Annotated in this window: 11 protein-coding genes; all 11 read left to right on the forward strand. The window is 66.8% G+C overall.

Annotation, left to right across the window (positions count from 1 at the left end; translation table 11 throughout):
* Window positions 1–1610: YadA-like family protein (locus tag NYR58_RS10415; protein ID WP_261520564.1), on the forward strand; the 1610-nt coding region annotated here is incomplete at its 5' end.
* 170 nt (window positions 1611–1780) lie between these two features.
* Window positions 1781–2197 carry an invasion associated locus B family protein gene (locus tag NYR58_RS10420; protein ID WP_315903333.1) on the forward strand — a complete coding sequence of 139 codons (417 nt, stop codon included), beginning with the start codon at window positions 1781–1783 and terminating at the stop codon, window positions 2195–2197.
* A gap of 131 nt (window positions 2198–2328) precedes the next feature.
* Complete coding sequence (locus tag NYR58_RS10425) at window positions 2329–2913, forward strand: hypothetical protein (RefSeq protein WP_261520566.1); 585 nt, start codon at window positions 2329–2331, stop codon at window positions 2911–2913.
* Window positions 2914–2976: 63 nt separating this feature from the next.
* Window positions 2977–3537: an invasion associated locus B family protein gene (locus tag NYR58_RS10430; protein ID WP_261520567.1), complete on the forward strand. Its 561-nt coding sequence runs from the start codon at window positions 2977–2979 to the stop codon at window positions 3535–3537.
* Between the two features lie 54 nt (window positions 3538–3591).
* Complete coding sequence (locus NYR58_RS10435) at window positions 3592–5148, forward strand: tryptophan halogenase family protein (protein ID WP_261520568.1); 1557 nt, start codon at window positions 3592–3594, stop codon at window positions 5146–5148.
* Between the two features lie 104 nt (window positions 5149–5252).
* Window positions 5253–7367 (forward strand): oxidoreductase, encoded by a 2115-nt coding sequence (locus NYR58_RS10440; protein ID WP_261520570.1) that lies wholly within the window; start codon window positions 5253–5255, stop codon window positions 7365–7367.
* Window positions 7368–7381: 14 nt separating this feature from the next.
* Window positions 7382–7750 (forward strand): cupin domain-containing protein, encoded by a 369-nt coding sequence (locus tag NYR58_RS10445; protein WP_261520571.1) that lies wholly within the window; start codon window positions 7382–7384, stop codon window positions 7748–7750.
* Between the two features lie 13 nt (window positions 7751–7763).
* The gene (gene argE / locus NYR58_RS10450; RefSeq protein ID WP_261520572.1) at window positions 7764–8933 is read left to right on the forward strand and encodes an acetylornithine deacetylase; all 1170 of its coding nucleotides are present in this window, start codon (window positions 7764–7766) and stop codon (window positions 8931–8933) included.
* Between the two features lie 219 nt (window positions 8934–9152).
* Window positions 9153–10424: a flavin-containing monooxygenase gene (locus NYR58_RS10455; protein ID WP_261520573.1), complete on the forward strand. Its 1272-nt coding sequence runs from the start codon at window positions 9153–9155 to the stop codon at window positions 10422–10424.
* A 109-nt stretch (window positions 10425–10533) separates the two neighbouring features.
* Entirely contained in the window at window positions 10534–10953 is a 420-nt protein-coding gene (locus NYR58_RS10460; protein WP_261520575.1) for a RidA family protein, read from the forward strand.
* A gap of 3 nt (window positions 10954–10956) precedes the next feature.
* Entirely contained in the window at window positions 10957–11631 is a 675-nt protein-coding gene (locus NYR58_RS10465; RefSeq protein WP_261520578.1) for a DUF1028 domain-containing protein, read from the forward strand.
* Window positions 11632–11635 lie beyond the last annotated feature (4 nt).

Below are 11635 nucleotides of genomic sequence, written 5' to 3' on the forward strand. Positions count from 1 at the left end.
GCTCGGCGGCAACGGCGCTGGGCGGCACGTCGGTCTATGACGGGGCGACGCAGACGCTGACGGCGGGCCTGGACGTCGACGGCACGACCTACACCAACGTGCAGGACGCGCTGACGGCGGTGGGTGCCACGGCTTCTGCCGGCTGGAACCTGCAGGCCAATGGCGATGCGGCGAGCAATGTCGCGCCGGGAGGCACGGTGCAGTTCCTCGATGGCCAGAACATTGCCATCACGCGCAGCGGTACGGACATCACCATCGCAACGGCCATGGACCTCATGCTGGACAGCGTGACGCTTTCGGGCGGGCAGGTGTTCAGCGCCACGGGGCTTGCCATGAACGGCACGAAGGTGACGAGCCTTGCCGCGGGCACGGTGAGCGCGGCCTCGACCGACGCGGTGAACGGCGGGCAGCTCTACGGCGTCTCGCAGAGCGTTGCCGATCATCTGGGCGGCGGCGCCAGCGTGAATGCCGATGGCACCATCGCGGGGCCGAGCTACACCGTACAGGGCGGAAGCTACGGCACGGTATCCGATGCGTTCGCGGCGGTGGATGGCAGCTTGACGAGCATCTCCACCACCGTCAACAACATCAACAACGGCACCGGCATCAAGTACTTCCGCGGCAACTCCTCGCTCGCCGACAGCCAGGCCAACGGCACGGATAGCGTGGCGGTGGGGCCAGCCGCGGTGGCCGATGGCGAAAGCAGTGTCGCCATGGGCAACGGAGCCATGGCGGCCGGTGCGGGCTCGATCGCCCTCGGCCAGGGCGCTTCGGCCAGCGAGGCCAACAGCGTCGCGCTGGGCGCGGGCTCGACGACGGAGGCTGCGGTCGGCACGGCCGGCACGACCATCAACGGCAAGGACTATGCCTTCGCCGGTACGGCGCCGGTCGGCACCGTGTCGGTCGGCACCGCGGACGCCGAGCGCACCATCACCAATGTCGCGGCCGGCCGCATCAGCGCCGACTCGACGGATGCCGTGAACGGCAGCCAGCTCCACGCCACCAATCAGGCCATCGAGGACCTGGAGAGCGGGGTGGGCGATCTGAACGAGTTCGCCGTTCGGTACGACCGCAACACCGACGGCACCAAGGCGAACAAGGTGACGCTGATGGGTGGCGATCCCAACGCGCCGGTGGTGCTTGCGAATGTGGCCGCCGGCGTGGCCCAAACCGACGCGGTGAATGTGCGCCAGCTCGACGAGGGCATGGAAAACACCTTGAACCAGGCGAACAGCTACACCGACACGCGAACCACATGGGCGGTGGAACAGTCCAATGCCTACACGGACGCGGTGTCGGAGAAGACGCTGTCCGATGCCAAGGCCTATACCGACGAGCGGTTGAGCCAGATCAACCTCAATTACGGTGAGGTCCGCAAGGAGGCCAGGCAGGCGGCGGCGATCGGTCTTGCAGCCTCGTCCCTGCGCTTCGACGATACGCCGGGCAAGCTGAGCGTGGCGGTCGGCGCCGGCTACTGGCGCAGCGCCGGGGCCTTCGCCTTCGGTGCGGGCTACACCAGCGAGAACGGCCGGGTGCGCGCCAATCTGACGGGCACCACGGCCGGCGGGCACTGGGGTGTTGGTGCCGGCCTGAGCGTGACGTTGAACTGAGGACCATGATTAGGCAAGCCAGAGCTCCCGCCCCCCACTTGGCATTGGCTTGCCTACTCCTGGCCGGTGGCTTTCCCGCCGCCGGCCAGGAGGCTCCTGGGCGGGATGTCTTCATAAAGCCTTCAGAGGTGGTGGTGCCCCAGGGAATAGAGCTTGGAAAATACCGTCGTGTGATCCAGCCCTTCGAGAACTGGGAGCTGATCTGCGACGAAAACCTTCAGGAAATGCAGAAGATTTGCAATATAAGTCAGTCGTTTGTCGACAATAACGGGGAGATGGTCTTTAGCTGGTCCATGGCAGCGGACGCGGATGGAAGACCGTTCATGATCCTGCGCACGCCACCGGAGGTGGGAGGGGACGGCGAGATTTCCCTCTCTTTCCCGGGCAGGGAAAAGCCCGTCAAGATCCGCCTCGAAGGCTGCAACGAGGCCGTGTGCGTGGGCTATGTGCCGGTCGGTCCGATCCTGCGTGAAGAGATCGGCAAGGAGGCCAGCGTGCATATCGCCTATCCCGCGCCCGCCGGCGCCAGTGTCCATATCGAAGCACCCCTCAAGGGGCTTGCCACCGCGCTGTCGGCGATCGATTGATGAAAGAAAGTCCCGCACCGGAGAAGCTGCGGTCCATCCGCGACCGTATCATGGCTCGCCAGACAGAAGCAGCGCCGGCCGACCCGGCGCCGCGGCCGGAAGATGCCGGAGGCAGAAGGCGGCCCTGGAAATTGGGCGCTCTTGCAGCCCTTGCGATCGTCGTGCTGGCCGGAGGCGTCGGATCAGCCCTTTATCTGGGCGTCGATCCGGCCTCGCTCGCAGCCCGATGGGGCAGGGCCGAGACGCCTGCGCAGAAGGCTGAGGAAGGCGAGGCACAGACGCCGTTCCACACCGTGGCCAGACAGGCTGGCATCTCCACCTGCCGCAACGTCTTTGCCGATCTCGGCTTGGCGCTGACGGCCGGCGCCAGATACGCCATGAACACGGAGTGGCTGAACCCCGAGCCCGACGCTCACTCGGTGCAGTCGCTGGTCGGCCTTTCCTATGAGGGCGGGCAAAGCAGGACGCAGGCGGCGGGCATCATCTTCGCCGCGCCCAACGAAAGAGCCTGCGAAGGCAACATGGTGCGCATTGTACCCTTCGAACGGTCGTGCGAGCAGGTGGCGGCGAGCCTGCCGGCCGGAAGCACATTGCGCGAGACGCTTTCCGACGTGCCGCTGTATGAGCTGGGCGGCAAGGCAGGCCAGGCCCTGCTCGTCTCGGCCGGCGGACGGTGCATCGTCGTCTCGGTCGCCCGGCTGAAGAAGGCGGAGTGAGACCGCAATGGGGGCAGGAATCGAGCGCGCACCCGAACGCGGGAAACAGCAATCGAGGATGAGATGAAAAAGCTTTGTCGATGGACTTCCCCCGCCCTCCTGTGCCTTGCCGTGCTGGCGGGAGTGGGCTCGGCGGCGGCCCAGCAGCCGGCGGCTTCCGCCTTGCCGGGCGGCGCCTCCTCGCTTCAGGAAACCCACGGCGACTGGCAGGTGATCTGTGGCCAGCCGGAGGAAGAAAAGGCGCCGGTCTGCGTCTTCTCGCAACTGCTGATGCAGCAAAGCCAGCGCCTGCTCTCGGTGGAGCTCGTCCCGCAGGAAGGCGGCAGAACCGCTCGCGGCAGCCTCTTCCTGCCGTTCGGGCTTTCATTGGCGGATGGCGTGAGCCTCAAGGTGGATGACGGCGATCCAAGCCAGCCGCTGGCCTTCAGGACCTGCCTGCCTGTGGGATGCTCGGTTCCGGTCAGCTTCGGAGAGAACATGGTCGCCGCCCTGAAGGCCGGCAGCACGCTGCACCTGCAGGCCAGGGAAAGCCAGAACGGACAGCCGGTCGACCTTCAGGTTTCGCTCAAGGGGTTCAGCGCGGCGCTCGATCGGGCCGTGGCACTGACCCGGGCTGCCCGATAGAGCAGCCGGCACCCTGAAATCCTCAAGGAACGGGTTGCGCAGAGGGAGGGCGGCATGCGGCCGGTACGCAAGGTTCTCGTGGTCGGCGGCGGCACGGCCGGATGGCTCACCGCCACCTATCTGGCAAGCCAGCTGGCCGCCGCACGGCCCGGCGGGATCCAGGTCGAGCTTGTCGAATCCCCCGACATCAGCATCGTCGGGGTTGGCGAGGCCACTTTCGCGACGATCCGCCAGACCCTGGCGACAATCGGGCTGGACGAGGACCAGTTCATCGCGGGCGCCAATGCCACCTTCAAGCAGGGAATCCGCTTCGACCGTTGGGTGCGCACGCCCGGAGGCGGCGAGCGAGGGCACTATTTCCATCCCTTCGCCCTGCCGAGCCACAGTCCTGGCAAGCCGGACCTCCTGCCGTACTGGCTGCTTGACCACGGTCCCATCGGCCTTTCCTTCGCCGAGGCGGTGACGATCCAGAGTCAGGTGGTCGATGCCGGGCGCGGCCCCAAGCGCCTGTCCGATGCGCCTTGGCATGCACCACTGAACCACGCCTATCATCTGGACGCCGCCCGCTTTGCGGCCCTTCTGGCCGCGCACGGCTGCAAGAGGCTCGGGGTTGTGCGCCATGCGGCAACCATCGAGCGCGTCGAGCTCGACGAGACCGGGGCGATTGCCTGCCTGCACACCCGCGAGAAGGGCCCCCTGCGGGCCGATCTCTATGTGGATTGCAGCGGTTTCCGAAGCCTCCTGTGCGGGCGGGCGCTGGGCGTGCCCTGGCACAGCGCCCGCGACATCCTCTTCAACGATCGCGCCTGGGCCATGCAGGTGCCCTACGAGCGTGCCGACGCGCCGATTCCCCCCTACACCATCGCCACCGCTCACGAGGCGGGCTGGACCTGGGATATCGGCCTGCAGGACCGTCGCGGCGTCGGCTATGTGTTTTCCAGCCGCCACACAAGCGAGGAGCGCGCCGAAGAGGTGCTGCGCAACCATCTCGGACGCGTGGCCGAGGGGCTGCCGGCCAGGCTCATCAAGTTCGAGGCCGGCTACCGCAGGGAACCATGGTGCAGGAACTGCGTGGCCGTCGGCCTTGCCGGCGGGTTCGTGGAGCCGTTGGAATCGACCGGAATCGCCCTCATCGAGCTGGCGAACTATCTGCTCGCCAATCTGTTTCCCGCGGTCGTCGAAGACTTCGAGCCTGTGGCGCGCGTGTTCAACCGTGTCGTCGTCGCCCGCTACGAGACGATTTTCGATTTCATCAAGATGCACTACTGCCTCACCCGCCGGCGCGACTCGCAATACTGGATCGACAACGCCGACCCCGAGAGCATCCCCGCAAGCCTGCGGGACAAGCTGGCGATGTGGCGGCATCGGCCACCTCATTCCACGGACTTCATTGCCGACTTCGAGATGTTCCTGCCGTCGAGCTGGCAATACGTTCTCTACGGCATGGAGTTCCGTACCGACCTGTCGGCCAGGCGCACCCTTTACGACCGGGTGGTCGAGGCGCAGCGGGAATTCGCGGAAATTCAACGCATCGCACATTTCGCAAAAGGCGATCTGCCGGACCACCGTGCCCTGGTTCAGGCGATGGCGGCGCGTGCCGCCCGGGGATAGGCAGCGTTCCTGCTTCTGATTTTCCAAATCAAGGCAGCGAATTTGCTTGCTTTATCTGATGCCGTGCCTGTGATTTCCTCGCACGCCTCATATGGGGTGCAAGCATGGAAGACATGGTGTCCTGGGGAGAGAAGCGCGAGCGACCGGCGCGCTACGACGTGCTCTTCGAGCCTGTGAAGATTGGCCCGGTGACGGCGCGCAACCGTTTCTACCAAGTGCCGCATTGCAATGGCATGGGCTATCGCGACCCCACGGCGCTCGCCCATATGCGCGGCGTGAAGGCGGAGGGCGGCTGGGCCGTGGTCTGCACCGAACAGGTGGAGTTTCATCACACGTCGGAGATCACACCTTTCATCGAGCTGCGCCTGTGGGACGACCGCGACATCCCGGCACTTGCACGCATGGCCGACAAGATCCACGAGCATGGCAGCCTGGCCGGCATCGAACTGGCCTATAACGGCATGAACGGGCCAAACCTCTATTCGCGGGAGGTGCCGATGGGCCCTGCCCATCTGCCGGTTGCCACCTTCACCTACGATCCGGTGCAGGCGCGGCGCATGGACGGGGAGGACATCCGCAACATCCGCAAATGGCACCTGGCGGCGGTGAAGCGGGCGAGGCGCGCCGGCTTCGACCTCATCTATGTCTACGCCGCCCACGCGCTGGGCTTTCTGCATCACTTCCTGTCGCGCCGCTACAACCAGCGGACGGACGAATATGGAGGCCCGATCGAGAACCGGGTGCGGCTGCTGCGCGAGATCACCGAGGAGACGAAGGAAGCCGTGGGCGACACCTGCGCCGTGCCGGTGCGCATCTCCGTCGACGAGCTTCTGGGCGAGGGCGGCCTCTACAAGGAAGAGGTGGAGGACATGATCGGCCTGATGGCCGATCTGCCGGACCTGTGGGATGTGACGCTCGCCGGATGGGAGAACGACAGCCGCACCTCCCGCTTTGCCGAAGAGGGGGCGCAGGAGCCCTTTATCGCCGGGGTCCGGCGGCTCACCTCCAGGCCGGTGGTGGGGGTGGGGCGATACACCTCCGTCGACCGCATGGTCAGCCTCGTCAACAAAGGCATCATGGACATGATCGGCGCCGCGCGCCCTTCCATCGCCGACCCCTTCCTGCCCAGGAAGATCGAGGAAGGTCGCTTCGACGACATCCGCGAATGCATCGGCTGCAACATCTGCGTCTCCGGCGATTTCACCATGTCGCCCATCCGCTGCACGCAGAACCCGACCATGGCCGAGGAATGGCGCAAGGGCTGGCACCCGGAGAAGATCCGCCGCAAGGCAAGCGACAAGCCGGTGCTCGTCGTCGGGGCAGGGCCTGCCGGCCTGGAGGCTGCACAGGCGCTCGGCAAACGCGGCTACGACGTGACGCTCGCCGAGGCCGGCACGGAACTGGGTGGCCGCGTACTCAAGGAGGCGCGGCTGCCTGGCCTGTCCGCCTGGGTGCGTGTGGTCGACTATCGCAGGATGCAGCTTCAGCAGCTTCCCAATGTGGAGACCTATTTCGACAGCCGGCTGACGGCCGACGACATCCTTTCCTTCGGCATTCCGCGCGTCGCCATCGCCACGGGCGCCACCTGGCGGGCCGACGGCGTGGGCCATCTCCACACCATGCCGATCTCGATGGCTGAGGGCGCGCGCATCTTCTCTCCAAGTGATGTCATGGAGGGGAAGGGGCCCGAAGGCGGGCGCGTCGTCGTCTTCGACGACGACCACTACTATATGGGCGGCGTCATGGCCGAGGTGATGGCCGAGCGCGGCTGCGAGACCGTCTATGTCACCCCCGCCTCAGAGGCATCGACCTGGACGCGCAACACGATGGAGCAGCACTTCATCCAGAAGCGGCTGCTCGAGAAGGGGGTGACGATCCGCCCCTTCACTGCGCTCGATGCGGTGGACGAGGGAGAGGCCATCGTTTCCTGCGTCTTTACCGGCCGGCGGGAGCGCCTCGCCGCTGACGCGGTGCTGCTCGTTACTGCCCGGCTGCCCAATGAGGCGCTCTTTCTGGCCCTCAAGGAGCGGCGGGAGGAATGGGCCGATGCCGGCATCGAGAGCGTCAGCGTCATCGGCGACGCGCAGGCGCCCGCCACCATCGCCCACGCCACCTATGCCGGCAGGCGCTATGCCGAGGAGTTGGACACCAAGCCCCTGCCGGAGGGGGCGCTGCCCTTCCGGCGCGAGATCACCGAGCTGCTGCCGCTCGACCAATGAGAAGGACCACACCCATGCTGCCTTTCACCCTGACCATGGACCGCCCCGCTCTCGAGGACTGGGGATCGCCGGAGGACATTGGCGCGACGACGCTCGAAGGACCGATCAAGGTCGCCGGCAAGCTGCTGTTCGGCGCCCTCGATGCGCCGGTCTTCGGCGGGCTCTACAGCGCGACGAAGGGAAAGTACCGCGTTGTCTATCCATTCCACGAGCATGCCACGCTGCTCGACGGCGAGCTGGCGATCACCGATGAGGCGAGCGGCCGCACGGAGCTCTACGGCCCCGGCGATTCCTGGATTATCGCAAAGGGCACGGCGGTCGTCTGGGACATCCGCTCCGCAAAGATCGCCAAGAGCTACCTGGCCACCACGGCCGACATCTGAAGGCCGGTGGACGATGAGCGGCGTCGGGCGGGACGGCGGCGATGCGCTTGCCATTCTGGATCGGCTGATCGGCTTCGCCTCGGTCAGCCGTGACGGCAACATGGCCCTCATCCGCCATGTGGCGGCACTTCTCGACGAGGCAGGCATCGCTTACACGCTCTACCCGGCCAAGGAGGGCGACCGCGCCTCGCTCTTTGCGACGGTGGGGCCGGACGGCCCCGGCGGCGTTGTGCTTTCGGGGCACACCGACGTGGTGCCGGTCGACGGGCAGAGCTGGTCGAGCGACCCCTTCCGCCTGAGGGAGCGACAGGGCCGGCTTTATGGCCGGGGAACCGCGGACATGAAGGGCTTCGTCGCCTGCGCCATCGAGGCGATGCTTTCCGCCGGCCGGCGCCGACTGCGCCGGCCTCTCCATCTGGCGCTGTCCTATGACGAGGAGATCGGCTGTGTGGGCGTACGCCCCATGCTGGAGGCACTGGCCCGTGCGGGGCTGAAGCCGGATTGGGTGCTGGTGGGAGAGCCGACCGGGATGACCGTGGCCACGGGCCACAAGGGAAAGCTCGCCGCCCGTGCCACCTGCAGCGGCTGTGCGGCCCATTCCGCGCTGGCGCCCACGGGACTCAACGCCATTCACCTCGCCTGCGATTTCGTCGCGGCGCTTCGCGCCCTTCAGGAGGAGATCGCGCAAGGCGGGGCGCGTGACGCGGCCTATGACATCCCCTATACGACGCTTCATGCCGGCGTGATCGCCGGCGGGACGGCGCTCAACATCGTGCCCGAGCGCTGCGTGGTCGACTTCGAGATCCGCAATGTGACGGCGGACGATCCGGGCAGGCTGATGGAGCGGCTGTCCGCAGAGGCGGAGCGGATCGGCGCTGCCGGCCGCCAACGCTTTCCCGCAAGCGGCATCCGCATCGAGGTGGTCAACGCCTATCCGGGCCTGGAGGGCGGTGCGCACCGGCAGGTGGTCGAGCGCGCCGCCGCCTTGAGCGGCAGGCCGGGCGAACGCAAGCTCGCATTCGGCACGGAAGGCGGGCTGTTCGCCGAGGCGCTGGCGGTTCCGGTGGTGGTCTGCGGTCCCGGTTCCATGGACCAGGGGCACAAGGCCGACGAATATGTTTCGCGGCAGCAGATCGAGGCGTGCCGCGCCATGCTGAGCCGGCTGGTGCAGGATCTCGGCTGATCGCTGTTTCAAGAAAGCCGAAGCGAACTTTCCGAAAGAAATAATTTCCGGAAGCTGCGGGTGCTGCCAACAATGGCGGCCAGCGGGGCGGGCAGGGTTCTGCCGGCACTTGCGGGAGCCCGGCGACCGGCGGCCCGCGCCGGAGCGATCGGGGTCGACTCCAGCGGCTCCATCGCCCGTGAGGAACCGCAAATCGCAATGCCAGAGAGGGAACGCCAGATGTCAGTCGAGAAAACAGAGGTGCTTGTCGTCGGCGGCGGCCAGGCCGGCGTGGCGATGAGCGAGCACCTGAAAAGATGCGGCGTGCCGCACCTCGTTCTCGAGCGGCACCGCATTGCCGAACGCTGGCGCACGGCGCGCTGGGACTCGCTCGTTGCCAATGGCCCGGCCTGGCACGACCGCTTCCCTGGGATGGAATTTTCCGGCATCGACCCCGATGCCTTCGTGCCCAAGGACAAGGTCGCCGACTACTTCGCCGCCTATGCCGAGAAGATCGGCGCCCCGATCCGCTGCGGTGTCGAAGTACGGGAGGTGCGCAGGATTGCGGGCCGCTCCGGCTTTCGCGTCGAGACCTCGCAGGGCCAGCTCGAAGCTGAATATGTGGTCGCGGCCACCGGCCCCTTTCAGCGCCCGGTCATCCCTCCCATCGTGCCGGAGGATGCCGGTGTCCTGCAGCTTCATTCGAGTGCCTACCGCAATCCCGCGCAACTGCCGCAGGGGACAATTCTGGTGGTCGGCGCCGGCTCGTCCGGCGTGCAGATCGCGGACGAACTGCTGCGTGCGGGCCGGCGCGTCCATCTTTCCGTTGGCCCGCACGAGCGGCCGCCGCGCCGCTATCGCGGCCGCGATTTCGTCTGGTGGCTCGGGGTTCTCAACAAGTGGGACGCCGGGCCGATGCCTGGAGCCGAGCACGTCACGATCGCGGTCAGCGGCGCCCATGGGGGCGATACTGTCGATTTCCGGCGGTTGGCCCAAAGGGGTATGACGCTGCTGGGCAGGGCGGAAGGGTTCGGTCGGGGCGTCATGACCTTCGCGCCCGACCTGAGGGACAATCTCGCAAAGGGCGATGCCAACTATCTTTCGCTGCTCGACGAGGCTGATGCCTATGTCGCGAGCAACGGCCTCGATCTGCCGGAGGAGCCAGAGGCCCGGCGTATCCCGCCCGACCCGGACTGTGTGACCGACCCGATCCTGGCGCTGGATCTGAAGGAAGCCGGCATCGCCGCGATCATCTGGGCAACGGGCTTTGCGCTCGACTATGGCTGGCTGAAGGTCGATGCTTTCGACGAGAAAGGCGCACCCCGCCACCACCGGGGCGTTTCCTCGCAGCCAGGGGTCTATTTCCTCGGGTTGCCGTGGCAGTCGGGCCGCGGCTCCTCCTTCATCTGGGGGGTGTGGCACGACGCCAAATATGTGGCCGACCACATTTCCAAGCAGCGCGGCTACCTGGCCTATGCGTCCGACACGCAACGCGAGACGGAGGACGCATGACCGGCGAGGGACGCGCGGGGCGCGCGCGGCCGGCGCAGCGCCCGCTGAAGACGTCAAGGCCCGCGCGCGGGGCCCTGCCTCCTGCAACAACGGGAACGAGGAAAGCCCGATGACCCACACCCGCATCCGCCCCTTCAACACGAAGGATACCTATCCCGAGCAGAACCTCGACAACGACCTGTGCCAGACCGTGGTCGCCAGGGGTACCATGGTCTTCGTACGTGGGCAGATCGGCCAGGACCTCGATACGAGCGAAAGCGTCGCCATCGGCGATGCCGCCGGTCAGGCGGAGAAGGCCATGGCCAACATCAAGATGCTTCTGGAAGAGGCGGGCTCGCAGCTCTCCCACATCACCAAGATCACGATCTACATCGTCGATCCGCGCTACCGCGAGGCCGTCTATCGCGTGGTCGGAAAATGGCTGAAAGGCGTCTTTCCCGTTTCGACCGGCATCGTCGTCTCGGCCCTTGCGCGACCCGAATGGCTGGTGGAGATCGACGCCATCGCCGTCATTCCCGAGGAAGGTTGAGCCATGACCTTTTCCATTTCCGCGCGTTGCACACAAAGCGGCCGGATGGGCATTGCCATTTCCTCCTCCTCGCCCGCCGTGGCCGCGCGCTGCGCCCATGCCCGGGCGGGGGCCGGCGTCGTCGCCAGCCAGAACGTCACCGATCCCGCACTCGGCCACAAAGGGCTTGCGCTTCTGGCCGAGGGGCGCACGGCGAGGGAGACGCTGGCGGCCCTTCTCGACGGCTATTCCTTCGCGGCCTACCGGCAGCTTGCCATCGTCGACCGGGCGGGCGGTACCGCCGTCTTTTCGGGCGAAGGCGCGCTTGGCACCCATGGCACGTGCGAAGGCGACAATTGCGTCGCCGCCGGCAATCTGCTGTCGAACGAGACCGTTCCGGCGGCGATGGTGCGCGCCTTCGAGGCGGCGCGGGGCGAGCTGGGCGACCGGCTGCTTGCCGCCATGGAGGCGGCGCTGGCTGCCGGCGGAGAGGCCGGGCCGGTGCATTCGGCCGGCATGGTGATCGTCGATCGGGTGAGCTGGCCCGTGGTCGACCTGCGCGTCGACTGGCACGAGGAGGATCCCATCGGCGCGCTGAACGATCTTTGGACCCGCTACAAGCCGCAGGTCGACGATTATGTGAAACGCGCGCTCAACCCCGCCGCAGCACCCAGCTACGGCGTGCCGGGCGATCTTTGAGGGA

This window comes from Chelativorans intermedius, assembly GCF_025398255.1.
GTDB classification, from domain to species: domain Bacteria; phylum Pseudomonadota; class Alphaproteobacteria; order Rhizobiales; family Rhizobiaceae; genus Chelativorans; species Chelativorans intermedius.